A 24,026-nucleotide genomic window follows, 5' to 3' on the forward strand; every position below is an offset into this window, starting at 1 on the left:
ATGTGTATATGTGTCAGGAGCTGGCCGAGGCGCCCGCGCCGAAGCCGCGCCGCAGCCGTCGCAAGGCCGAGGCGCCGGCGGAGACGCCGGTCGCTGAGGTGCCGGTTGCTGAGCCGGCGGTGGCCGAGGTGGCGGCCGCCCCGCTCCAGCCGGCCGAGCCTGCCCCGGTGGAGGACCCCTCCGTGACGGAGGCCGGGGCGGCCGAGCCGCAGGCCGCCCCGCCGGTCCAGCCCGTGCTGGTGGACGCCTCGCCGGACGCGCCGAAGAAGCGCGGCTGGTGGAAGCGTTGATGCCCTCCGGGGCCGTGGCTCGCGCCGCGGCCCCGGCTTCTTCTTCCTGCCTGGCTGCGTGATGGACATCGTGAACTTCGAACCGCTGCGGACCGAGCGGCTGACCCTGCGTCCGCTGCGCGCCGAGGATGCGGCGGCGCTGCACCGGCTGGTCAATGACTGGGAGACGGTGCGCAACCTCAGCCGCCTGCCCTTCCCCTATCCACGCGAGCTGGCCGATGAGTGGATCCTCTCCACCCACCGGCAGATCGCCGAGGGTTCCGCCTGGCACCTGGCCATCGTCGGGCAGGATGGCGATACCGAGGTGCTGGTCGGCTGCGTCGGCCTGACCCGCAAGGGCGAGGCCCGCGAGGCGGAGCTGGGCTACTGGGTGGGGCGGCGCTTCTGGGGCCATGGCGTGGCCACCGAGGCGGCCGGGCGGCTGGCGCGCTGGGCGCTGGCGCATCTCGACCTCGACCGGATCACCGCCAAGGTGACGGAGGAGAACGCGGGCTCCTGCAAGGTGCTGCGGCGCATCGGCCTGGTCGAGAAGGGGCGGTCCGAGAGCTACATGCGCGCGCTGGACCGGGTGCTGCCGGTCATCCTCTTCGAGGCCGGGCGCGAGGATCTGACCGCGCCGGTTCCGGTGCCGGAGCCGCTGGCGGCCGAGGAACTGCCGCCCGGCGCCAAGCCGATGCTGCTGGTCGCCGCCTGCGCCCTGGTGGATGCCGATGGCCGGGTGCTGCTGGCCCGCCGCCCCGAGGGCAAGCCGATGGCGGGCCTCTGGGAATTCCCCGGCGGCAAGCTCGACCCGGGCGAGACGCCGGAGGAGGCGCTGATCCGCGAGCTGAAGGAGGAGCTCGGCATCGATGTCTCCGCCGCCTGCCTCGCGCCCTTCACCTTCGCCAGCCACGATGCCGGCCGCTTCCACCTGCTGATGCCGCTCTATCTCTGCCGCCGCTGGGAGGGCAGCCTGGTGGCGCGGGAAGGGCAGGCCCTGGCCTGGGTCCGGCCGAACAAGCTCGGCGACTACGCCATGCCGCCGGCGGACAGGCCGCTGGTCGCGCTGCTGCGGGATTTCCTCTGAGGGCCGGCACGGCGGTCGCCCGGGCTTCGACTACGGCCGCGATCTGGCCTACCCTCGGGAGCGGAGCCCGGCCATCCCCGGCCCGCCGCGATCCACGGCCGGCTGGACGAGGCGGCGCGGGCGCGGATGATGCTGATGCCGCCAATCCCGGAGCCCGCCATGAGCAATCCCACCGCCTGTCTTCTCGTCATCGGCAATGAGGTCCTGTCCGGCCGCACCCAGGATGCCAATATCCGCTTCCTGGCGACGCGGCTGGGCGAGATCGGCATCCCCCTGCGCGAGGTGCGGATCATCCCCGATGTGCGGGAGACGATCGTCGCCGCCGTGAACGAGGTCCGGGCGGCGTTCACCTATGTCTTCACGACCGGCGGCATCGGGCCGACGCATGACGACATCACGGCCGAATGCGTCGCCGCCGCCTTCGGCGTGCCGTGGGAGCCGCATCCGGTGGCCTGGGAGCGGCTGGCGGCGCATTACGCCCGGCAGGACCCGCCCGGCGATTTCAACGCCGCCCGCCAGCGCATGGCGACGATGCCGCGCGGCGCGGCGCTGATCGACAATCCGGTGTCCATCGCGCCGGGCTTCATCATCGGCAATGTCCATGTCATGGCCGGCGTGCCGCGCATCATGCAGGCGATGTTCGAAGGGCTGGCGCCCTCGCTGGCCGGCGGGGTTCCCGTGCAGTCCCGCGCCGTGCACGCGCATGGCATGATGGAGGGAACCATCGCCCAGGGCCTGGGCGAGATCCAGGGCCGCTTCCCGGATCTCGATATCGGCTCCTACCCCTATTACCGGCCGGAGGGGAACGGCGTGGCGCTGGTGGCCAAGGGCACCGATGCGGCGGCGGTGGAGGCGGCGGCGGCGGAGATCACCCGCTTTGTCGCCGGCCTGGGCTACACGCCGATCCAGGGGGAGCCGGGCTGAGGGCGCCGCCCTCAGGCCTTCGACAGCTCCGCCACCAGCGCGCCCAGCGCCGCGGAATCCAGACCTCCGCGGCCGCTGTTCACCAGCGCCTCCATCATCTGCGCGGCGAGCGCCGTGGCGGGCGCGAAGACGCCGTGATCGCGCACCGCGCCGAGCGCCAGCCGCATGTCCTTGCGCATCAGCTCGGCCCGGAAGCCGGGCTGCAGGGCGCCGTCGAGGTAGCGCTTGGCATGGGCTTCCAGCACCGCCGACCGGGCCGAGCCGCCGAGCAGCGCCTGGCGCATCGCCTCCGGGTCGAGCCCCGCCTTGCGGCCGAGCGCCAGCGCCTCGAACACCGCCTGCATGGTGGCGGTGATGATGAGCTGGTTGGCGGATTTGCAGACCTGCCCGGCGCCGGCGGGGCCGAGATGCGTGGCGCTCCGCCCCACGGCCTGGAAGACGGCGGCGGCGGCGGCGCCACTTCGCGGAGACCCTGGCCTGCGACGGCGGCCGCGGCGCCGCCGACCATGCAGGTCAGCGTGCCGTCCCGCGCCCCCGCCGGCCCGCCCGAGACCGGGCTGTCCAGCAGATGCGCGCCCCGCTCCGCCAGCAGCCGGGCGGCGAAGCCGGCGGCGGGGGCGGCGGCGATGGAGGAGAAGTCGATCAGCAGCGTGCCGGGGGCGATTCCCTCGGCCACGCCGCCGGGGCCGAACAGCACGGCCTCGACATCCGGCGTGTCCGGCAGGCAGAGGCCGATGCAGGCGGCGCCGCGCGCGGCCTCGGCCGGGGTCCCGGCCCAGGCGGCGCCGGCCTCCTCCAGCGGCGCCGCCTTGCCGCGGCTGCGGTTGTGGACGGTCAGGGCGAAGCCGGCGCGGCGCAGATTGGTGGCCATGGCCGCGCCCATGACGCCGAGGCCGATGAAGGCGAGCGGGGCGGGCGGGGTGATCGGGGTCATGCGCTTCTCCTCAGCTCCGGCGCAGCGCGCCGCGGATATCGTCCAGCAGGGTGTCCATGGCGCGCTGGAAGTCGGGGCCGCTGGCATAACCATCGGTTTCCCGGATGCGCTCCATGAAGCGGGTCCAGGATGGCGCCTTCATGCCCTCGCGGAAGCGGTCGTGGTGGTAGGCGACCATGGCGTCGGTGAGGCCGGCAGGGCCGACCCAGCCCTTCTGGTTGTCCGCCTGCACGTCCCAGCCCAGCTCGCGCAGTGTCGGCACCTGCGGCCAGGCGGGCGAGCGCTCGGCCGAGGCGAGGGCGATCGGCACGATGTCGCCCGAGGCGGCCAGGCCCCCCAGCTCGTCCGAGGCCTGCACGCCGAGGTCGATCTCGCCGGCCAGCAGCGCCTGGGCCACCGGCCCGCCGCCCGTGTAGGGCACATGCAGGAACTCGACATCGGCGCGCCGCTCCAGCAGCAGGAAGAGCGAGTGGGAGAGGGTGCCGGCCCCCGCCGAGCCATGGGTGATGCGCCCCGGCTCCGTCTTCGCCGCCGCCATCACCTGCCGCATGTCGGAGAACCGCCCGCCCTTGCCGCGCACGCAGATGAAATGCCCGTTGCGGGTCAGGCGGATGATGGCGCGGAAGGCGGTCTTGGGGTCGTAGGGCACCTCGCGATGGGCGGGGATGGAAGTGCTTTCGCTGCCGCCGGCCAGCAGCAGGGTGTGGCCGTCCGGCGCGGTGCGAGCCACCGCCTCCGCGGCCAGCGCCCCGCCGGCGCCCGGGCGGTTCACCACCACCAGGGGCTGCGGATAGAGCGGCGCACAGGCCTCGGCGATGGTGCGGGCGATGATGTCGCTGCCGCCCCCCGGCGCGAAGCCGGCGATCAGCTCGATGCGGCGGCTGGGCTGCCAGCCGCCCTGGGCGCCCGCCTGCGCCGCCACGCCGTGGGCGCGGAGCAGCGCCGGCGCCGCGAGCAGGCCGGCCGTGAGGGCGCGGCGCGTCATCCTGGACATTGTCGAAGGTCTCCCGGTCTTGCGTGATGCGTGGCCGTCTTTTTGCGCGGTCCACGTCCACCCGCGCCGCGCCCGCCGGAGCGGCATCGGGTCGTTCCCTGTCCGGCCGGGGGCGTCGCCCCCTCAGCCCAGCAGGTAGTCGGCGCCACAGCGGTCGCAGATGCCGCGCACCAGCGCCCGCAGCGTTTCCGGCACCGGAATCCCGGCGGCCAGGCGCTCGGCCCGCGAGGCCGCCTCCGGGTCGCCGGGGATCAGCACCGGGCGATCCGGCCGGGCCAGCGGGGTGGCGCGCAGGGTCTCCAGCAGCGTGCCGAGATCCTCCTCGAAGGCCTCGGCCGGGCGGAAGGCGGCGGGGTCGATGGCGAGGAAGAAATGTCCGATATTATCCGGCTCCCCGGCCTTCCGCGTGCGGTCGCGCAGCACGGACAGGGCGCCGCCGGTCAGCGTTCCGGCCAGGATCTGCACCATCAGCGCCAGGCCATAGCCCTTGTGGCCGCCGCCGCTCTCGTCGCCGCCGAGCGGGGTCAGCCCGCCCTCGGCCCGGCGGAACAGATAGGCCATGCCCTCGGCGGCGTCGGTCACCGGGCGGCCCTCGCCATCGATCACCCAGCCCTCGGGCATCGGCTTGCCGTTCAGGTCGTAGACCTTGACCTTGTTGCCGGCGACGGTGCTGCTCGACATGTCCAGCACGAAGGCGGGCTCGCGGCCGGCGGGGGCGGCGAGGGCCAGGGGGTTGGTGCCCAGCATCGGAACGCCGCCGCGCGTCGGCACCACCAGCACGCTGCGCGCCGAGGTCATCACCAGACCGATGACGCCGCGCCGCGCCGCCAGCCGGGCATAGTATCCGGCAGCGCCGAAATGGTGCGAGTTGAACACGCCGACGGCACCGACACCGCCGCCGAGGGCCAGTTCCACGGCGAGCTCCATGCCCAGGGCGGCGACCGGATGGCCGAGCCCGGCGGCGCCGTCCACCAGCGCGGTGGCTGCGTTGCGGCGCACCACGCGGGGCCGCGCGGCGAGGTCGAGCTGCCCTTCGTCGCGCAGGGTCTCGTACATCATCAGCATGGACAGGCCATGCGAATCGATGCCCATCAGGTCGGTCTCGACCATGGCCTCGGCGGTGGTGGCGGCGAGGTCCGCCGCCATGCCCCAGGCGGTCAGCACCGCCAGGATCTGCCGGTGAACCCGATCGGCGGGAATCTGCGAGACGGGAACGGCCATGGCCCGCGTCTCAGTCGCCGGCCCGGCGGGGCGGGGGGACGATGCTGCAGCCATGGATCATGCGAAACTCCTCCGGTGGATAGGCTTCCTGGACGTCAGGGCAAGCTTCGCACGGAGTGTTCACTGTCGGCAATCCGGGGCGCGCCGGAAGAACGGGTGAGAGGGCCGCGTGAACAGGGTCAGGGCGGCGCCAGATCCTCCGGCCGCAGGAAGCGCGCCAGCCGCACGGCGGTATGGCCGCGCATGGTGCGGGGGCTCGGCATGACCAGCAGGCAGTCGTCATGCGGCGTGCGGATCTCGGCTTCGCCATCCAGGGCGAGCAGGGTGTTGCGCGCGCGGATCACCGTGCCGCCACGGAAGGGCCTCACGAAGCTGAAGCCGTGCGTGCCGGCGATGACGGTGCGGGTCACCTCCGCCACGCTGGGGGCCGGGCGCGGGACCGGCGCGGCCGGCGGCGGCGCCTCGATCAGCCCGGTCTCGCGCAGCAGGGCGGTGGCGCAGGCCTCGAGCGTGGCCAGCGTCTCCGGCTCCCAGTGCTGGCCGCCCTCGACCAGGATGGCGCGGCGGTGGCCCTCCGGCACGGTGAAGGTCGCGTGGTCGATCAGGCGCCGGCCGGTGCCATGCCCCTGGTCGGCCACCACCAGCGGCGGCACGCCGAGCCGCGCGCCGAGATCGCGCGCCCGGGCCATGGCGCCGGTGATGATCAGCGGGTCGGACGGCCAGAGCATGCTGTGCAGGTCGAGCAGCACGTCCACCGTGGCGATCAGCGGCCGCAGCGCGCGCGCGCGGCGCAGCTCCAGGCTGTCGCGCGGGCCGTCCAGCACGCGGTCGCACCAGACCCGGTTCAGGTCCTCGTCGACGAAGCGGCTGAGCGTCGGATCGGCCGGATTGAAGCGCGCGAAGGCGGCGAGATTGGCGAAGATGAAGGTCAGCCGGCCGCGTCGCGGGCGCAGCCCCTCGGAGAGCCAGCGGGCCAGCAACAGGGCGCCGGCGAACTCATTGCCATGCACCAGGCAGGAGAGCGCCACATGCGGGCCGGGCCGGCCGGAGTCGAAGCTCCACACGCCCGGCAGCAGGTTGCCGGCTTGCCATGGGCGCAGGTCGGGCACCGGCAGGAGGACGGGGAAATGCGGCAGGAAGCCATGGCCCGCCATGCCGTTCACCGCTTCGCGGCCTCATTGGACATGCCTGCCTTCTCCAGCCCCATCGCACTGCACTACAGACGGAGTGTATAGACGGGCGCGGGATGGGCAACCGGGGGGCTCAGCCCTTGCGGGCCTCGGCCACCAGCCGCTGCAGCGTCGGCAGATCGACGGCGCCGGGGACCAGCGTCTCACCGATCACCAGCGCCGGCGTGCCCTCGATGGAAAGGACGCGGGCCAGGCGCAGATGCTCCTGGAGCCGCCGCTCGATGGCCGGGTCCTCCATGTCGCGCCGCAGCCGGGCCCAGTCCAGGCCCAGCTTCTTCGCCTCCGCCTGCAGCGCCGCCTCGGTCGGCTCGCCGCGCAGCTTCATCAGCGCGGCCTGCAACTCGACATACCTGTCCTGCCGCTGCGCCGCGAGCAGGGCGCGGCTGGCCAGCACGCTGGCCGGGCCCAGGATCGGCAGGTCCTTCATGACGATGCGCACGCCCGGATCGGCCCGCAGCAGCGCCTCCAGCGTCGGGTGCAGGGCCTTGCAGTAGCCGCAGCGGGCATCGAAGAACTCGACGAGGGTCACATCGCCGCGCGGATTGCCCTTCACCGGATCGGCGGGATCGCGGAACAGCGCCCCGGCCTCGGCGCGGATCGCCCCGGCGCGGCCCTCGCTGGCCTGCTGCCGCGCCGCCTCCTCCAGCGCGGCGAAGGCATCGCGCAGGATGCTCGGGTCCTGCCGCAGCGCCTCGCGCATCACCTGGACCACCTCGCGCCGCTGCTCCGGCGTCAGCGCCTGCGCCGCCGCGGGCGAGGCGGGGAGGCCGGGCGCGGCCGCCAGGGAGATGGCGGCGAGCAGCAGCGGGACGGCGAGGCGCCGGGGGCGGCGGGCGGAGGGGGGCGGAATGCGCGACATGGCGCCAGCCTAGCGCGCCGGCGGGCGGCTACCTGCCCCCCCTCTCGCGCGGCGGCGGTCAGGATCGCGGCATCGGCCGGCGCGCGGAGGCGGTTGCCGCCCTCGCCGAAGGCGTCTATGGCCGGGCGACAACCCGGCCTGGCCGGGCGTGGCCCGTACTGGATTTTCGTACCGGATTTTCGTACCGGACCCATCCGGCCCACGCCGTGGCGCGGGCCCCGACAGCACCGGAGTGAAACAGGCCAGCATGAAGAGCAGCGCGCGCAACCGGTCGAGCCGTCCTTCCACCGGCCCGGCGGGGATCCCGGCCTTCCGGAGCGGCCTTCTCGGCCTCGGCCTGCTGGCCCTGTCCGGCTGTGGCCTGGGGGAGACGGTGGGCGGCCTCGTCGGCACCGCCGGCCCGGCCGAGGGCGAGGCCGGTCACGTGCGCGGCTTCCTCGGCGCGGCGGTGGCGGATGAGCCGCGCGCCGCCCTGGTCGCGCGGGATGTGCTCTCGGCCGGCGGCACCGCGGCGGATGCGGCGGTGGCGGCCGGCTTCGCCATGGCGGTGACGCTCCCTTCGCGCAGCGGCCTCGGTGCCGGCGGCGCCTGCCTGGTCTATGACCGGGGCCGCAACCAGACCGAGGCGGTGCTGTTCCCCGCCGTTCGGCCGGCGCAGGCCCGGGGCGACCGCCCGGCGGCGGTGCCGATGCTGGCGCGCGGCCTCTTCGCCCTGCACACCCGAAATCCCCGGCGCCCCTTCGAGGAGCTGATGGCTCCGGCCGAGCAGCTCGCCCGCTTCGGCGCTACCACCTCGCGCGCCCTGGCGCAGGACCTGGCGGCGGTGGCGGGCCCGCTCTCGGCCGATCCCGGCGCGCGGGCGATCTTCGCCGGGCCCGGCGGCCAGCCGCTGCGCGAGGGCGAGCGGCTGGTGCAGCCGGACCTGGGCAGCACGCTCGCGGCGCTGCGCACGGCCGGGGTGGGCGATCTCTATCAGGGTGCCCTGGCGCGCCGGCTGGAGCAGGTCTCGCCGCGCATCGGCGGTGGGCTCACCCTGGAGGACACGCGGCCGGCGATCCCGACCATGGGCGTGCCGCTGCAGATGACCGTCGGCAACGACGTCCTCTCCTTCCTGCCGGTCCCGGCCGATGGCGGCCTGGCGGGAGCCGCCGCCTTCCGCGCCCTGCAGGGCGGCGCCGGCGTCGATGCCGCCGCGCAGCAGGGCCTCGCCACCGCCATGGCCTGGCGCCAGCGGGGCGGCGATCCGGCGGCGCTGCTGGCGGGCGCGCCCGGCGCGGCCTTCGGCGCGCCGCAGTTGCCGGCCTCCTCCAGCCTGGTGACGCTGGACCGCGAGGGCAATGCGATCTCCTGCGCCTTCAGCCTGAACAACCTCTTCGGCACCGGTCGCGTCCTGCCGCAGATGGGCTTCCTGCTCGCGGCGGCGCCGGATGTCGGGCGGGTGGAGCCGCCGCTGCTCGCCGCCGCGCTGGCGCACAACACCAGCCTGCGGGCCTTCCGCTATGCCGGCGCGGCCTCGGGCCAGGCGGCGGCGCCCATCGCCCTCGCCCTGCCGGCAGCGCGCCACCTGCTGAACGGCACGCCCCTGGCCGATGCCGTGGCCAGCGTGCCGGAGCCGGGGCGGGCCAATGCCATCGCCTGCGGCCGCTACCTGCCCGGCAGCGCGGCGCAGTGCGCGGCGGCCACCGATCCGCGCGGCGCGGGGCTGGCGGTGATGGGCACGCCATGAGGGCGATCGTCGCGGTGGGGCCATGCTGAAGACCGGACGTGGCGCGGAGGCGCCGCCCTTCCTGGTGATGGATGTCATCACCGCCGCCAATGCGCGCGCCGCCGCCCTGCCGCCGGGCGCGCCCGGCGTGCTGCGGATGGAGGTGGGCCAGCCTTCCACCGGCGCGCCGCGCGGCGCCGCCGAGGCGGCGATCCGCGCGCTGCGGGCCGGCGCGCCCATGGGCTACACGGAGGCCTTCGGCCTGCGCTCCCTGCGCGAGCGCATCGCGCGGCACTATGCCGACAAGTACGGGGCGGTGGTGCCGGCCGGGCGCATCGCCGTCACCGTCGGCGCCTCCGGCGCCTTTCCGCTGGCCTTTCTCGCCGCCTTCGATCCCGGCGACCGCGTCGCCATGGCGGCGCCGTTCTACCCGCCCTACGCCAATATCCTGACCGCGCTCGGCATGGTGCCGCAGCTGCTGCCCTGCGACGCCACCACGCGGTTCCAGCCCACCCTCGCCATGCTGGAGGCGCTCGATCCACGCCCGGAGGGGCTGATCCTCGCCTCGCCCTGCAATCCCGCCGGCACCATGCTGTCGCCGGAGGCGCTGGCGGCGATCGCCCGCTGGTGCCACGCGAATGGCGTGCGCCTGGTCTCGGACGAGATCTATCACGGGCTCTCCTACGGCATGGAGGAGGCCACCGCCGCCGCCGTCAGCGAGAGCGCGGTGGTGGTGAACTCCTTCAGCAAGTACTTCTCGATGACCGGCTGGCGCATCGGCTGGCTGGTGCTGCCGGAGGATCTGCTGCGGCCCGTCGAGTGCCTGGCGCAGAACCTGTTCATCAGCGCGCCCCATGTCGCGCAGATCGCCGCCGAGGCCGCCTTCGACTGCGCCGAGGAGCTGGAGGCCAACAAGGCGGTCTATCGCCGCAACCGGGATGTCCTGCTGGCCGGCCTGCCCGGGGCGGGGCTGGAACGGCTGGCCGAGGCCGACGGCGCCTTCTATCTCTGGGCCGATATCGGCCATCTCAGCAATGACAGCGTGGCCTTCGCCGCGCGCATGCTGGCCGAGGCCGGAATCGCCGCGACGCCGGGCGTGGACTTCGACCGTGAGCGCGGCCACCGCTTCCTGCGCCTGTCCTATTGCGGGGCGGAGCCGGCGATGGCCGAGGCCCCGGAGCGGCTGCGGCGCTGGCTGCGCGGCTGAGGGCGGGCGCAACCGCCGCGCGCGCCGGCTGTTGCAGCATCATGCATCGCCATGGAGACGGGCCGATGACCATGAGCCGCAGCGACCGCCGCCTGCCGGGCTTCCTGACCCGGCGACCCTTCCTGGGTGCCACGCGCGACCGGACGACGGGCAATGCCGTGCTGGCCCTCGCCCTGGCGCCCCGTCGCGCGCCGGCGCCATCCGCGCCGCCGCCGCGCCGGCCACGGGGCCGTGAAGCCTAGGCGGCGCGCCCGGCGGCAGCGCCGGATCAGGGGCGGGGGAGGAAGAAGCTCTGGAGCCGCTGCAGGAGGTCCTGCAGGTTGAAGGGCGGCGGAGGCTCTTCCGTCTGCTCGGCGGGCACCCGGGCCCGGAAGGCGGCGATCGCCGCCGCCGTGCCCGCGAGCGATAGCTCATGCGGGGTGCCCTCCGCCGTGGCCCGGCCCAGGCCCAGCACCCGCACCAGCACGCGGTCCGCCGCCGCCAGCTCCTGCGCCGCGCGGGTGGCGTCCTCGGGACGCGGGGCGCAGACCACCGAGCGCCCCTCCAGCCCGCAGGGCATCTCGAAGAACGGGTTCGGGGGGAAGCGCATCTGCACCGTGCCGGTCAGCGCCAGGAGCCCGCGCATGGCGTTGTCCAGCGCCAGGTCCCGCGCGGTCACCACCGGCACCATCCGCCCGCGGCGGGGGGCGACCTCGAGCGCCAGCGGGCCCTGTCCCTCCCGCGCCGGTTCCACGGGGCGGTCGAGCGTCAGGCGGCACTGCGCGCGGTCGGTCATCGGATCGGTGCTGCAGGTCAGCAGCCAGGGGCCGAACTGTTCCACCGCCGGCACCGGACCGGGGGTGGCGGGCGGCGGGGCCGGCGCCGCCCCGGCGAGGCCGAGGAGGGCGGGCAGCAGGAGGGCGTGGCGGCGCATGGCGTCGAAGATAGGATGTCCGAAAGGAGCTTACCATGAACACCATCGACATGCCGGACGGAACCGCGGTGCCGCGGCTTGGCCAGGGCACCTGGAAGCTGGGCGAGCGCGGCGCCGACCGGGCGGCCGAGGCGCGGACGCTGCGGCTCGGGCTCGACCTCGGGCTGACGCTGATCGACACCGCCGAGATGTATGCCGATGGCGGGGCGGAGGAGGTGGTGGCGGAGGCGATCGCCGGCCGGCGGCAGGAGGTGTTCCTGGTCAGCAAGGCCTATCCGCAGAACGCCTCCCGCCGGCGGCTGCCCCAGGCCTGCGAGCAGAGCCTGCGGCGGCTGCGGACCGATGCGCTCGATCTCTACCTGCTGCACTGGCGCGGCAGCGTGCCGCTGGCCGAGACGGTCGAGGCGATGGAGGCGCTGGTGGCGCAGGGCAAGATCCGCCGCTGGGGCGTCTCCAACCTCGATGTGGCCGACCTTGAGGAGCTGGGTCCCGGCCTCGCCAACTGCGCCACCGATCAGGTGCTGTACAATCTCGGCGCGCGGGGCGTGGAGTTCGATCTGTTGCCCTATGCCGCGCGGCTGAAGATGCCGGTCATGGCCTATTCGCCCGTCGGCCAGGGCGGCGCCCTGCTGCGGCATCCGGTGCTGGGTCGGGTGGCGGCTCGGCAGGGTCTGACCCCGGCCCAGGTGGCGCTGGCCTGGTCGCTCCGCGATGGCGGCGTCATCAGCATTCCGAAGGCCGCCGGGGAGGCGCATCTGCGGGAGAACGCCGAGGTCTGGAAGGTGGTGCTGACGCCTGAGGGCCTGGCGGAACTGGACGGTGCCTTCCCGCCGCCGAAGCGCAAGCAACCTTTGGAAATGCTGTAAGCTTCATGAAGATTTACCCGGAAAGGTAAGGAGGCGGGTGGAAAGGTGTCATGGCTCGCCGTATGGTTGCGGCGATGCAGGAATCCCTTTCCGATCCTCTCCGGCCGGGCGAGCGTCATCTCTTCCGCATCTCGGTGCTGGGGGAGGGGCCAGAGACCCTCGACTATCTCGACGGCGACGACATCCTCCTGCATCTGAGCCTCCGTCCGGCGAGCGCGCGGCTCGTTGTCAATGACCGGATCGACGGAGGCTGGGGCACCGAGACCGGGCTGACGCTGCCCGCCGGAGCGCTGAACGGGCTGGAGGTGGCGCTGACGATCGGCGCCACCGTGGAGGTCGAGGCGGCCGGCTGCCGGCTGCGACACGGCCCGCTGCGCGGTGATCTTTGCGAGGCGCGGCGGTTGCGCGGCACGGCGGGCTTCAGCCGGCTCCGCCCGCCGCGGGTGGAGGGCGGCCCCTGGCTGCGCCTCGACGCCTGTCATGCGCCGGGCGGCATCCGGGGCCAGGTGGGCGGGTTCGGCGAGGCGTCCGCCACCCTGCATCTTCGGGTGGCGGAGGAGGAGGTGGCGCGGCTGGCCCTTCCCCCCGGACCTGGGCCCCGCCGCTTCGCTATCCCGGCGCCGGAGGGGCTGGCCGGCGGCGCAGCGTTGCGCTTCCTCTGCCGCGGCGCGGAGGGGGACGAGGTGGCGCTGGGCGAGGCGCGCTTCGCCCGCCGGCTGCGCGGCGCATTGGAGCATTGCGGCCGGCGCGGTGTGCGGGGCTGGGCGGCGCCGCTCGATGCCCCGGGCGGGCAGCCCCTGTTGCTGGAGGTGCTGGTGGACGGCCGCCCGCTCGGCCAGGCCCGCGCCGACCGGCCCCGCCCCGATCTCGCCGCCGCCGACCCCGATCTCGCACGGCGGGGTTTCCTCTTCCACTTCCCGGAGCCGCTGGACATCCCTCCGGGCGAGGACCGCGCCGTGACGGTCCGCGTCGCGGGGACGGGGATCGAGCTGCGGAACTCGCCCTGGCGGCTGGGCCGGGCCAGCGCCTCGCCCCTCGAGCCGCTGCGGGAGGAGGGGTGACGCGCCACCGCCAGGAGCTGCGCATCCTGCCGCCGGCCGTCCTCGGCGAGCGCGGCATCGACCTGATGGCGGGGGAGGCCATCCTGCTGCACCTGAAGCCGCGCCCCTCCGCCGGCTGGCTGGTCGTCAACACGCCGGACGCGGCGGGGGGATGGGGCCCGGAGTTCCGTCTGCCCCTGCCGCCGGACGCGGCGGCGGCGGCTCTCACGGTGGTGCTGGAGGGGGAGGGGGAGACGCTCGACATCCGCCTCGGCGAGGCCGCGCCGGCCCGCTTTCCGCGCCCGCTTCGCCTCGGCGACGGTTCCGCCTGGCGGCTGCCGCCCGGGGTGCAGGAACGGCTTCCGGCCGAATCGCCCGGCGCGCCGGCGGCGCGGATCGACTTCGCCGACCGCCATCATCTCCGCTTCCGGCTGCAGGACCTGCCGCCGGGCCGCTCGCTCTCGTTGCGCGCCGACGGTCTGCCCTGCGCCGCCCTGCCCGCCGGCGACGTGCCCGCCGAGGGCGCCGCGACGCTGCGCTACGCCGCAGGCAGCCTGGTGCTGGAGGGCATGCGTCTCGAGCTGTTGCTGGAGGGGGAGGAGCCGCCGCGCTGCCTGGCGCGGGCTCGCGTCGCCTCACGCTACTGCGGCGCCATCGAGATGGCGGATGAGGCCGGCCTGTGCGGATGGGCGCTCAACCCCGCCCTGCCCGAGGAGCCCGTGGTGGTCGATGTCTATCTCGACGGCCGCTTCCAGGGCGCGGCCCGCGCCGACCGGCCGCGGCCCGACCTGGCGCGGCTGGGCCCGGGCTTCGGCCGGAGCGGCTTCCTGTTCCGCCTGCCGCGCCGCGTCTTCCCGCGCGAGGGCGTGCCGCTTCGCCTCGAGGCCCGCATCCAGGACACCCGCTTCGCGCTCCGTCATTCCCCCTGGTGGCTGTCCCGCCCGGTGCCGGTCACGGCGGCGGCGCTGGGCGGAGAGCCGGCGGAATGAGGATCTGCATCGCCACGCCCGACATCATCGGGCCGGTGCGCAACGGCGGCGTCGGCACCGCCTGCACCGCCCTGGCGCAGGCGCTGGCGGCGACGGGCCATGCCGTGACGCTGTTCTACACCTCGACCTACTTCGAGCAGGGCGACCGCGAGCGATGGCGCGCGGATTACGCGCGGATGGGCATCCGGCTGCTCTATCTCGATCCCGCGCCGCGCCCGCCGCTGCACCGCGCGCCGACCGTGCAGGACGAGGACAACCTGGCCCGCGCCTATCACGTCTACGAGGCGCTGAAGCACAGCGACTACGACGTCATTCATTTCGTGGACTACATCGGGCTCGGCTACTTCACCGCCCTGGCGCGGGCCCAGGGCCTCTGCCTGCCGCGTACCCGGCTGGTGGTGACGGCGCATTCGCCGACGCTGTGGTCGCGCCTGTCCAACAACAGCGTGCTGGACGATATCTCCCCCCTGCTGCGCGACCGCATGGAGCGCGGGCTGATCGCGCTCTGCGACATGGTGATAAGCCCGAGCGCGTACATGCTGCGCTGGTTGCGCGACCAGGGCTTCGCCCTGCCCGAGCGCCAGCGCGTCCTGCCCAACCTGATGCCGCGCCGCCTGGGCGCGCCGGAGCCGGGCATCCTGGCGGAGCCGGTGGAAGCGGGCGCCGCGCCGCTGCGCGAGATCGTCTTCTTCGGCCGGCTCGAGCCCCGCAAGGGGCTGCTGGTCTTCTTCGACGCGCTGGACCGCCTGCGGGGCCGGCTGCCCGCCGGCACGAGCGTCACGCTGCTCGGCAAGCTGGGGCCGGACTATCCCCGTGCCGTGCTGGAGCGGCGGGCGGCGCGCTGGGGCCTGCCCTTCCAGATCCTGGACGGGCTCGACACCTTCGCGGCGCTGGACCATCTGCGGCAGCCGGGGCGGCTCGCGGTGCTGGCCGCGCTGTCCGACAATTCGCCCTACACGGTGCTGGAATGCCTGCACCACCGTATTCCCTTCATCGCTTCCGACGTCGGGGGCGTCGCCGAACTCCTGGCGCCGCAGAGCCAGGCCGAGGTGCTGTTCGATCCGGTGCCTGCGGCGCTGGCCGAGCGCCTCGTCGCCGTCCTCGGGGCGGCCCCCGGCGCCTTCGTCCCGGCCCTGCCGCGCCCGGGGCTGGAGCAGGCCGAGCAGCGGATGCTGGCGCTGCACGAGGAACTGGCGGCGGAACTGGCGGCGGAGGCGGCGCGCCCGCCACCGCCACCGCCGCGCCAGCCCCTGGTCAGCGTCGTGATCCTTCACCATGAGCGCCCGGCCGAGCTGGAACAGGCGCTGGTGGCCCTGGCGCGGCAAAGCCACCCGCGGCTCGAACTGCTGGTGGTGGACAATGGCAGCCGCGACCCGGTCGCGCTGGCCTGCCTCGTGGCCCTGGAAGCCGAGGGGCGCGCGCGGGTGCTGCGCCTGCCGGAGAACCTCTATGAGCCGGAGGCCCGCAATATCGGCGCCCGGGCGGCGCGGGGCGAGTACCTGCTGTTCATGGATGACGACAACCTGCCGAAGCCGCGGGAGGTCGAGCTGTTCTGCCGCGCCGCCCAGGCCGGCGGCGCCGACGTGCTGACCTGCTTCGCCGATCACTTCCAGGGAGCGGCGCCACCGGAGGAGGACAGTGGCGCTGCGAAGCGCTTCCTGGCGCTCGGCGATGCGGGGCCCGTGGGGCTGATCTTCAACGCCTATGGCGATCTCAACTGCTTCGTCCGGCGCGACCGCTTCCTGGCGATCGGCGGCTTCGTGCAGGACCGGCGATTCAACCATGCGGAGGACTGGCGGTTCTTCGCCCATGCCTGGGCGCAGGGCCTGCGCATCCAGGTCGTGCCGGAGGCGCTGTTCTGGTACCGCGCGCCGCCGCCGGGGCAGGAGGGATGGCGTCGGCGCGACCGGCCCGGCGCGCTGATGCGGGCCGCCGAGGCCTATCTCGCCGTGGCGCCGGCGAGCCTACGTCCCTTCCTGCATCTCGCCCAGGGCTTGTTCTGGAAGGCGCTGAGCGAAGCCGCCGAGACGCGGAGGCGGGGGGCGGAGCTGGAGCGGCTGCGCCAGGAGAACGCGACGCTGCGCGCAAAAGAGGAAAGGCTAAGCCTGGAAAACGAAAATCTTCGAAAAAATTATACGGCGCTCTCCGGCATCCTGCCTGCCCTGCTGCGGGATGGCGCCGGCGACGCGGAGGCGCGCGAGAGGATTTTGCGACACGTCCGCCTTATCGGCGACAAGTGCCGCGATTCCGATGCGGGCGGGACATCCTCGTGATGCTGATGCGTCATCGCGGATAACTGTTCTTCCCGCTTCGATGGTGTTGTAGTAAAGAAGGAAGAAGATGCGCGTGATGGTCGAATGGCCTTCGCGAGAAATGCCGCACCGGTTCCAGACCGCTGCTGCCACAGCCCGCGATCCTCCAGGCAAGGAGGACGGTCATGGAGGCAATGTCATGACTTGGTTGTTGATGTCCACCGGGGCTTTTGTGGTTGCGTTTCACCAATGACGGGCGGCCTATGGCGCCGGTGGCACTTCTGAAAGGCGAGCTGAGGACACAATGAAGATAGCGATGATTGGGGCCGGCTATGTCGGTCTCGTCTCTGGCGCCTGTTTCGCCGAATTCGGCGTCGATGTCTGCATTGTGGACACGGAGGCCCGCAAGATCGAGGCCCTGCGGCAGGGCCGGATCCCGATCTACGAGCCCGGGCTCGATCGCCTGGTGGAGGAGAATGCCCGCGACGGCCGGCTGAGCTTCACCACCGATCTCAAGGAAGCCATGCACGGCGCCGATGCCGTCTTCCTCGCCGTCGGTACCCCGACGCGGCGCGGCGACGGCCATGCCGATCTGACCTACGTCTTCTCCGCCGCCGAGCAGGTGGCGCTGGCGGCCGAGGGGCCGCTGGTGCTGGTGACGAAGTCCACCGTGCCGGTCGGGACCGGGCGCCGGGTGAAGGAGATCGTGCGCGCGGCGCGCCCCGATCTCGAGATCGAGGTGGCGTCGAACCCTGAGTTCCTGCGTGAAGGCAATGCCATCGGTGACTTCATGCGGCCCGATCGCGTCGTGGTCGGCGTCGATTCCGAGCGGGCGCTGGCGGTGCTGAAGCGACTCTACCGCCCGTTGTACCTGATCGAGACGCCGGTCGTCGCCACCTCGATCGAGACGGCCGAGTTGATCAAGTACGCGGCCAATGCCTTCCTCGCCGTGAAGATCACCTTCATCAACCAGATGGCCGATCTTTGCGAGAAGGCCGGCGCCAATGTGCATGACGTAGCGCGCGGCATGGGGCTCGATGGCCGGATCGGCCGCAAGTTCCTGCATGCCGGCCCCGGCTACGGTGGTTCCTGCTTCCCGAAGGACACCCTGGCCCTGGCGCGGACCGCGCAGGAGCTTGGCGCGCCGGTCACGATCGTGGAGCAGACCATCGCCGCCAACGATGCGCGCAAGGAGCAGATGGCGCAGCGGGTCATCGCGGCCTGCGGCGGCTCGGTGAAGGGCAAGACGATCGGCGTGCTGGGCGTCACCTTCAAGCCCGAGACCGACGACATGCGCGACGCGCCCTCGCTGGTGATTCTTCCGGCGCTGCTCGATGCCGGGGCGACCGTGAAGGTCTATGACCCGCAGCCCGCGCATGCGCGGGAGATGCTGCCGGCCGCGCTCCAGTTCACCGAAACCGCGATGGACGCCGTGCAGGGGGCGGATGCGCTGGTCGTCATCACCGAGTGGAACGAGTTCCGGGCTCTCTCCCCCGAGAAGCTCAGGAAGGCCATGGCGGGAGATGTCATCTGCGATCTTCGGAATGTCTGGGAACCGGCCGCCATGCGCGAGGCTGGGTTCAACTATTCCTCGATCGGCCGGCCCTGACGTTCCTGTATCGTCCAGGAGACGGAAAAGGGCGCCATGCGGCGCCCTTTTTCATGCGTGCGGCCCAGGGATCATGCGAACCATAAGTTGCGCGTTGCACAAAAGATATCTTGCTGTGGTGGTATGGGCGCCGGTATTAGTTACTCGAAGGTGAGACCGCCTAGGCCTTTCCGGCTCGCCGCTCCGGCGGATGCTCTACGGCGGACCTGTCTGCCATCAGGGGAAGACCAGGCTGGACATGATGCTCCACTCGACAGGCGAGACCGCCGACCTGGCCGCCGACGACTTCCTTCCCGCCGGGCGCTGGGATTTCGTCATCACCCCCGATGCGGCGCGCCGGCAGGCCCGTATCGACCTCCTGCACGGCGACGACATCCTGCTGCACATCAAGGTGCTGCCGGAGCGCGAGCGCATGGTGCTGAACGACCGCATCGGCGGCAAGTGGGGCAGCGAGATCCATATTCCGGCCCCTCCCTCGGTCACGGCCGCGGACATGCACGTGCGTCTCACGAGACATTTCGGGGTGCTGAAGGTCGGCTTTGCCGAGGGGGACAGTGCCGACTACGCACGCCATGCGGATCTGATCGCGCAGGCATTGCTGAAGTATTCCCATGGAATCCGCCGCGTGACCGGATTGGGCGGATTGAATGCCGGCCTGATCAAGGGGACCGTCCGGCGCGCGGACGTCATGCACATCGCCGGTACACTGCAGTTTCCTGATCTCCGCTGGACCGAGCCGGCGCGCCTGCAAGGTGGGAGGCTGGTGCTGCTTGTGGACGGACGGCCCGGCGGCTTCGCGGCGCTTCCCGTGCCGGCCTCGGAGGACTTCATGCCTGCCGTGGACTTCACGATAGTGGCCGATGATGGAGCGCTCATCGGCGATGGGATGATTGCCGAGGTCGCGGTCGAGCTGGGCGGAGCGAAAGCTGTTGTGGGATCCTCGCGGATCATGTCCCGCTTCGCCGGCGGCGTGGAGCGTTGCAACGAGAGCATGGTCAGCGGCTTCGTCTGCAACCCCGATCTTCCGAGCCGCCCGGCACTGGTCGATGTCTTCATCAACGATGTCTTCCAGGCGACGGTTCCGGCACTGGAGCCACGGCCGGATCTCGAAGCGCTCGGTCTTTCCCCGGAATGCGGGGGCTTCCGCTTCCGCTACGCCAATCCGATCCATCTGCCGGTGAGCGCCGATGCGCTGGTCTCCGTCCGTGTCCACAACACGGATATCGAGCTGGCCCATAGTCCCTGGAGGGTCAGCCAGGCGGTGTGCATGACACGCAACCTGGCCGGACCCTGTCCCGAAATGGCCCACGAGCAAGGGGCGGTATGAGAGAATGAAGATCTGCGTTGCCTCGCCGGACATCGTCGGGCCGATCAAGAATGGTGGCGTCGGTACCGCCTGCACGGCGCTGGCCCAGGGGCTGGCGGCGGCCGGTCACGAGGTCACGCTCTTCTACACCTCGACCTACTTCGAGATGCACGATCTCGAATACTGGCAGCGGATGTACCGGCGCTCGAATGTCGAGCTGATCGGCTTCCGCCCGGCCTCGAACCCGCCCCTGCACCGCTCGACCACCGTCTATGACGAGGACAATCTCGCGCGCAGCTACCGCGTCTATGAGCAGCTCCGCGACACCGATTTCGACCTGATCCACTTCGTCGACTATATCGGCCTGGGCTACTACACGGCCCTGGCGAAGTCGCAGGGACTCTGTCTGCACAACACCCGCATCGCCGTAACCACCCATTCGCCCACGCTGTGGTCGCGCCTGACCAACTCCGCACCGGTGGATGACATCTCATACATGGTGCGGGACCGCATGGAGCGGTGCCTGATCGAGCTGTCCGACATGGTCATCAGCCCCAGCCACTACATGCTGCGCTGGCTGCGGGAGAATGGCTTCAAGCTTCCCTCCCGGCAGATCATGCTGCCCAATCTCATGCCCAGCCGCATGCAGGGGGCGCCGCCGGACGTGCCGGCCGCGCACAAGGGGCCTGTGAAGGAGCTGGTGTTCTTCGGCCGCATCGAGCCGCGCAAGGGCCTGCTGATCTTCTGCGACGCCATCGACCGTATCAACAGGCTGCTGCCGGAGGATGTGAAGATCACCTTCCTGGGCAAGCTTGGGAAGGAGTATCCGCAGGACGTGCTTGATGCCCGCACGGCCCGGTGGAAGCGCGAGGTCCAGGTCGTCTCGGGGCTGGATACCTTCCAGGCCGTGGATTACCTGCATGGCGAGGGGCGCATCGCGGTTCTCGCCGCGCTGCATGACAATTCGCCCTATACGGTGATGGAGTGCATCTATCACAGCATCCCCTTCATCTCGACGGATGTCGGCGGCGTCGCCGAGCTGATCGCTCCGGAAAGCCGCGACGCGGTCCTCTATCCACCGACGCCGGCCGGCATGGCCGAGCATATCCTGCGGACCATGGCGGCGGAGGACTTCGGTCCCGCCCGTTCCAATGTGGATTTCCCGGCCAATCTGGAGGCCATTCTCCGGCTGCATCGCGAGCTGGAGGCCGAAGTGGCCCTGGAGCGCGCCCGGCCGCGGCGCCAGGCACGGCGCCCCCTCGTCACGGTCAATATCCTGCACTTCGAGCGGCCGGGCGGTCTGGCCCAGGCGCTGGAGGCGCTGGAGCGGCAGAGCTACGACAATCTCGAGATCCTCGTCGTCGACAATGGCAGCCGGTCCGAGGAGGCCGTGGCCTATCTCGACGCGTTGGAGGCACAGGGCCGCGACGACCTGCGTGTCCTCCGCATGGGGGAGAACGTCTATGAGCCCGCGGCCCGCAACGCCGGCGCCTATGCCGCCTGCGGCGAGTACGTCCTGTTCATGGACGACGACAACGTGCCCAAGCCGAACGAGGTCGAGGTGTTCTGCACGGCGGCCGAGAATGGCGGCGCCGATATCCTGACCTGCTTCAATGACCACTTCGTCACGGACGCTCCGCCGGAGAAGGACGAGGACGCGGTCAAGCGCTACATCGTCATGGGCGATTTCGGGCCGCTCGGCCTGATCTACAACAGCTATGGCGATCTCAACTGCTTCGCGCGGCGCGACCGTTTCCTGGAGATCGGCGGCTTCATTGTCGATGGCTGCTTCAACCACGCGGAGGACTGGCGCTTCTTCGCCAAGGCCTGGGCCAAGGGGCTGAAGGTCGACGTGGTGCCGGAAGCCCTGCTCTGGTACCGCACGACGCTGGCAAGCTGGGGCACCGGATGGCGCAAGCGCGACCGGGCCGGCGCGATGATGCGGGCGGCGAATGCCTATCTCGAGTCCGCCCCGGCTGAGGTGAAACCCTTCGTCCTGTTGTCGCAGGGACTGTTCTGGAAGGCCTCCTCCGCCGATTCCGCGCGGCGCAACCTGAGCCGGGAGGCCGGCGCGTTGCGCCGGCAGGTCGAGAAGCTCGAGGAGGAGAAGAAGGTGCTGGAGTTCGAGAAGCAGTTGCTCATGCAGGCCTATCGCTCCGTCTCCCACTTCGCGCTCAGCACGTTGGAGGGGCAGGCCGATCACCTGCCGGAAGTTCAGCGTGGCGTGGTCCATCTTCGGAACATCATGCGGAAGTATCAGTAGGGAGCCCGGGGCGGGCCGCCATCGGCTCCAGCCGGCGTCATTGGGGGATCGAAGGCCATATGAGCGGCATCCAGTTTGATGGAGCGGACATCAGGATCTCGGCCAATGAACACATTGGCCGGGGGGCAAGGAAGGGCGTGCCCTTCGTTACCTTCTCGTCCCGCTCCCGGCAGCCTATCAGCCCTATCTTTGGCGGCGACTTCTTCGCGCGGCGTGGCATTCCCGCCCTTCATGTCCAGTCCAAGTGGAACCATTGGTGGCACACCCCCGAGATGGCCGAGCTTGCTGAGGTCATCGCCCGCCTTCGCCTCGGGCCTTCTGTGCTCTATGGCTCGTCCATGGGCGGCTATGGCGCCCTGATGTTCGGGCGCCGGCTTGAAGCCGCCGCGATCGTCGCGCTGTCTCCGCAAGCCTACATCCTGGCCCCGCTCGGCACCTTCGACACGCGCTGGGATGAGTACAGGCCGTTCTTCTCCGCGCAGTTCGACGAGGAGATCGCGCTCCGGGAGCAGGCCGGCCTTCCGGCCTGGATCTTCGTGGATCGGCAGCATGCGCTTGACCGCCCGCATCTCGAGATCCTGGACCGCGTTCGGGGTCAGGTGGGAGCAAACGCCTGGCATCTCATCGACGTTCCTTACGGATATCATCCGGTCAGCCCGGCCCTTCAGAAGGCGGGCATCCTTGGTACCCTCCTGGATGATCTGCACGCGGCCAGGCTGCCGGACACCGATGCCCTGGTGCGCCGCAGTCAGCTGGCCTACCGCAAGGATCCGAAGTCGCTTTTCAACTACCTCCGCGGTGTCGGGGAGGACGCGCTTGAGCACCATCGCGCCATGGCCCGTGCGAGCTTCGAAAGCGGACCCGCCGACGACCACGAGTTTCTCTTCATGAGCGCCGAGGTCTTTCTGAAGCTCGGTGAACCCGAGCTTGCCATGACCATCAGCGAACGGTCGGTGGCGGCGGCCGAGGCGCCGGCCTGGCTGGCGACGAAGCATGCCGGCATCGTGGCCTCGGTTCGGGGGGCCGATGTCGCGGTGCGCTTCCTGCGCGGATTGCCGCATCTGAACGGCCATCCGGATGTCCTCAGGATGATGGAACGACTGGAGCGCCGAGGCGCCTCGAGACCTTTGCTGAATGCCGTGGGCGCCGGGCCTTAGGCGCTACCTTGATGAGGATCCGTATCTCAGCCTCCATCGGAGGGTTGTTCCTTTCCCTGCTTCTCTGGGTCGCCTGCCCATCGCAGGTGCTGGGGCGCGACGGGGTGGTGATCGGGGTCAATCAGGTCAATCTCGCCTGGCTGCCGGCTCCGCAGCGTCAGGATGCCATTGCATCCATGGCCGATGCCGGGGTTGGCGCTGTTCGGCTGACCTTGAACCCTCCCTTTCCAGCGAGTCTCGATGCGGTCGAGCAGGCCGTCCGGCGCGGCCTTCAGGTCGTGCTGGCAGTGTCATTGAACGTCGACGCCTACTATTCGCCTGGAATATCGCCCCGCGCGGGCGGGCGGGTGGAAAGCGCCTATCCCCTGTCGGCGATCAGGCCGGAACGCTTCCAGCAGGTGTTTCAGGACCTCTGGTCCGAGCTGGAGCGCCGCCAGATTCGTCTGCTGGCCATGGAGGTCGGCAACGAGATCAACTGGGCCTTCAACGGGGACGTGGCGGCACAGGCGGGGCGGCCCGGCCAGGTCCACACCGACCTGTCACGGATGCCCGGCGGCGGCGCCTATCAACGCGGGCTGGATCGCTACATGGACCTGCTCCGCATTGTGTATGAGCAGCGTTCGCGGAGCGCCGTCAATCGGGACATGCTGATACTGGCCGCTGGAATGGCGCGCATTCGCCCCGACTTCGCCGCGGCGATGAAGGCGGATGTCGTGGATGCCGGCACCACGCTGTCGCTCCTGGCGGAGAAAGGCTTGTCACGCTACGCGGATGCCGCCGCCATCCATTATTATCCCGCGCCCGGCGCCACGCCGGTGGAGCGACGGGAGGCATTGGACGCCGCGCTCAAGGAATGCGGCCTCGGCCGGACGGCGCGATCCTGCTGGCTGACCGAATGGGGGATCAGCAATGCGGCACGGGCCTGCCCTCTCAACGACGACGCGCGAGCGGACTTGGTGCGTGAGACTCGCCGTAATCTCGCGGAGCATGCCCGCCGCGGTTCCCTTGAGGCCGCCTTCTACTTCGAGTGGGACGGCAGGACCGCCCGCAGCATCTGGCGCTGCGGCGGCCTGACCGAGGCCGGCCGTCTCGCCATTGCCCCGTTGGGGGCACGTCCATGATCGTCTCCGACCACTCCTGCCCTTCACTGAAGCACCGGAACCCTCACGCCATGCGCAAGCGCAAGTCCCAATCCCGTTCAGGCGGCGGCCTGCGCCGGCAGGACGCCGCGCCGCCCACGC

At 71.6% G+C, this 24,026-nt stretch carries 21 protein-coding genes and 2 pseudogenes; 16 read left to right on the forward strand and 7 right to left on the reverse strand.

What is annotated here, in order from left to right; all coding sequences use genetic code 11:
- The 3 genes and pseudogenes from ACVMLK_RS12700 to ACVMLK_RS12710 all read left to right on the forward strand — a co-directional run.
- Positions 1-290 (forward strand): annotated as a pseudogene (locus ACVMLK_RS12700) (ribonuclease E/G); the annotation flags it as partial.
- Between the two features lie 61 nt (positions 291-351).
- Complete coding sequence (locus ACVMLK_RS12705) at positions 352-1,356, forward strand: bifunctional GNAT family N-acetyltransferase/(deoxy)nucleoside triphosphate pyrophosphohydrolase (RefSeq protein WP_198366468.1); 1,005 nt, start codon at positions 352-354, stop codon at positions 1,354-1,356.
- 159 nt (positions 1,357-1,515) lie between these two features.
- A complete protein-coding gene (locus tag ACVMLK_RS12710; protein WP_198366469.1) occupies positions 1,516-2,280 on the forward strand; it encodes a competence/damage-inducible protein A in 765 nt (254 codons plus the stop codon).
- A gap of 11 nt (positions 2,281-2,291) precedes the next feature.
- Here the strand turns inward: ACVMLK_RS12710 and ACVMLK_RS12715 are convergent, their stop codons facing one another.
- The 6 genes and pseudogenes from ACVMLK_RS12715 to ACVMLK_RS12740 form a co-directional block, all read right to left on the reverse strand.
- Complete coding sequence (locus ACVMLK_RS12715) at positions 2,292-2,708, reverse strand: NAD(P)-dependent oxidoreductase (RefSeq protein WP_457486582.1); 417 nt, start codon at positions 2,706-2,708, stop codon at positions 2,292-2,294.
- Between the two features lie 65 nt (positions 2,709-2,773).
- A pseudogene (locus ACVMLK_RS12720) lies at positions 2,774-3,307 on the reverse strand (NAD(P)-dependent oxidoreductase); the annotation flags it as partial.
- Complete coding sequence (locus tag ACVMLK_RS12725) at positions 3,225-4,199, reverse strand: Bug family tripartite tricarboxylate transporter substrate binding protein (protein ID WP_457486583.1); 975 nt, start codon at positions 4,197-4,199, stop codon at positions 3,225-3,227. The gene ACVMLK_RS12725 and the pseudogene ACVMLK_RS12720, both read right to left, overlap by 83 nt.
- Positions 4,200-4,331: 132 nt before the next feature.
- Entirely contained in the window at positions 4,332-5,429 is a 1,098-nt protein-coding gene (locus ACVMLK_RS12730; protein ID WP_457486584.1) for an Ldh family oxidoreductase, read from the reverse strand.
- A gap of 179 nt (positions 5,430-5,608) precedes the next feature.
- Positions 5,609-6,583: a peptidase M14 gene (locus ACVMLK_RS12735; protein WP_457486598.1), complete on the reverse strand. Its 975-nt coding sequence runs from the start codon at positions 6,581-6,583 to the stop codon at positions 5,609-5,611.
- 109 nt (positions 6,584-6,692) lie between these two features.
- Positions 6,693-7,478, reverse strand: a complete 786-nt coding sequence (locus tag ACVMLK_RS12740) for a DsbA family protein (RefSeq protein ID WP_457486585.1) — start codon at positions 7,476-7,478, stop codon at positions 6,693-6,695.
- 247 nt (positions 7,479-7,725) lie between these two features.
- Here ACVMLK_RS12740 and ACVMLK_RS12745 point away from each other — a divergent pair, with 247 nt between their 5' ends.
- The 3 genes from ACVMLK_RS12745 to ACVMLK_RS12755 all read left to right on the forward strand — a co-directional run bounded on the left by ACVMLK_RS12745 (position 7,726) and on the right by ACVMLK_RS12755 (position 10,632).
- Positions 7,726-9,204, forward strand: coding sequence for a gamma-glutamyltransferase (locus tag ACVMLK_RS12745; RefSeq protein ID WP_457486586.1), 1,479 nt, complete (start codon positions 7,726-7,728; stop codon positions 9,202-9,204).
- A gap of 22 nt (positions 9,205-9,226) precedes the next feature.
- Entirely contained in the window at positions 9,227-10,390 is a 1,164-nt protein-coding gene (locus ACVMLK_RS12750; protein WP_457486587.1) for a pyridoxal phosphate-dependent aminotransferase, read from the forward strand.
- 65 nt (positions 10,391-10,455) lie between these two features.
- Positions 10,456-10,632, forward strand: coding sequence for a hypothetical protein (locus ACVMLK_RS12755; protein WP_198366477.1), 177 nt, complete (start codon positions 10,456-10,458; stop codon positions 10,630-10,632).
- Between the two features lie 26 nt (positions 10,633-10,658).
- Here ACVMLK_RS12755 and ACVMLK_RS12760 read toward each other — a convergent pair whose 3' ends face one another.
- Entirely contained in the window at positions 10,659-11,303 is a 645-nt protein-coding gene (locus ACVMLK_RS12760; RefSeq protein ID WP_457486588.1) for a hypothetical protein, read from the reverse strand.
- 35 nt (positions 11,304-11,338) lie between these two features.
- Here ACVMLK_RS12760 and ACVMLK_RS12765 point away from each other — a divergent pair, with 35 nt between their 5' ends.
- The 10 genes from ACVMLK_RS12765 to ACVMLK_RS12810 all read left to right on the forward strand — a co-directional run bounded on the left by ACVMLK_RS12765 (position 11,339) and on the right by ACVMLK_RS12810 (position 23,906).
- On the forward strand, positions 11,339-12,169 hold the full coding sequence (locus ACVMLK_RS12765; RefSeq protein WP_457486589.1) for an aldo/keto reductase: 831 nt from the start codon (positions 11,339-11,341) through the stop codon (positions 12,167-12,169).
- Positions 12,170-12,219: 50 nt separating this feature from the next.
- Positions 12,220-13,230 carry a hypothetical protein gene (locus ACVMLK_RS12770; protein ID WP_457486590.1) on the forward strand — a complete coding sequence of 337 codons (1,011 nt, stop codon included), beginning with the start codon at positions 12,220-12,222 and terminating at the stop codon, positions 13,228-13,230.
- Positions 13,227-14,198 carry a hypothetical protein gene (locus tag ACVMLK_RS12775; RefSeq protein WP_457486591.1) on the forward strand — a complete coding sequence of 324 codons (972 nt, stop codon included), beginning with the start codon at positions 13,227-13,229 and terminating at the stop codon, positions 14,196-14,198. Before ACVMLK_RS12770 ends, ACVMLK_RS12775 begins: the two co-directional genes overlap by 4 nt.
- Positions 14,195-16,471, forward strand: a complete 2,277-nt coding sequence (locus tag ACVMLK_RS12780; protein ID WP_457486592.1) for a glycosyltransferase — start codon at positions 14,195-14,197, stop codon at positions 16,469-16,471. The genes ACVMLK_RS12775 and ACVMLK_RS12780 overlap by 4 nt, the downstream gene beginning before the upstream one ends.
- A 67-nt stretch (positions 16,472-16,538) precedes the next feature.
- Positions 16,539-16,703, forward strand: a complete 165-nt coding sequence (locus tag ACVMLK_RS12785; protein ID WP_457486593.1) for a hypothetical protein — start codon at positions 16,539-16,541, stop codon at positions 16,701-16,703.
- 51 nt (positions 16,704-16,754) lie between these two features.
- Positions 16,755-18,059: a UDP-glucose dehydrogenase family protein gene (locus ACVMLK_RS12790; RefSeq protein WP_198366483.1), complete on the forward strand. Its 1,305-nt coding sequence runs from the start codon at positions 16,755-16,757 to the stop codon at positions 18,057-18,059.
- Between the two features lie 238 nt (positions 18,060-18,297).
- Positions 18,298-19,386, forward strand: a complete 1,089-nt coding sequence (locus ACVMLK_RS12795; protein WP_457486594.1) for a hypothetical protein — start codon at positions 18,298-18,300, stop codon at positions 19,384-19,386.
- A gap of 4 nt (positions 19,387-19,390) precedes the next feature.
- A complete protein-coding gene (locus ACVMLK_RS12800) occupies positions 19,391-21,628 on the forward strand; it encodes a glycosyltransferase (protein ID WP_457486595.1) in 2,238 nt (745 codons plus the stop codon).
- Positions 21,629-21,687: 59 nt separating this feature from the next.
- Complete coding sequence (locus tag ACVMLK_RS12805) at positions 21,688-22,785, forward strand: hypothetical protein (protein WP_457486596.1); 1,098 nt, start codon at positions 21,688-21,690, stop codon at positions 22,783-22,785.
- An 11-nt stretch (positions 22,786-22,796) separates the two neighbouring features.
- A complete protein-coding gene (locus ACVMLK_RS12810; RefSeq protein ID WP_457486597.1) occupies positions 22,797-23,906 on the forward strand; it encodes a hypothetical protein in 1,110 nt (369 codons plus the stop codon).
- The last annotated feature ends 120 nt before the right edge of the window (positions 23,907-24,026 follow it).

This window comes from Teichococcus aerofrigidensis (assembly GCF_054073225.1).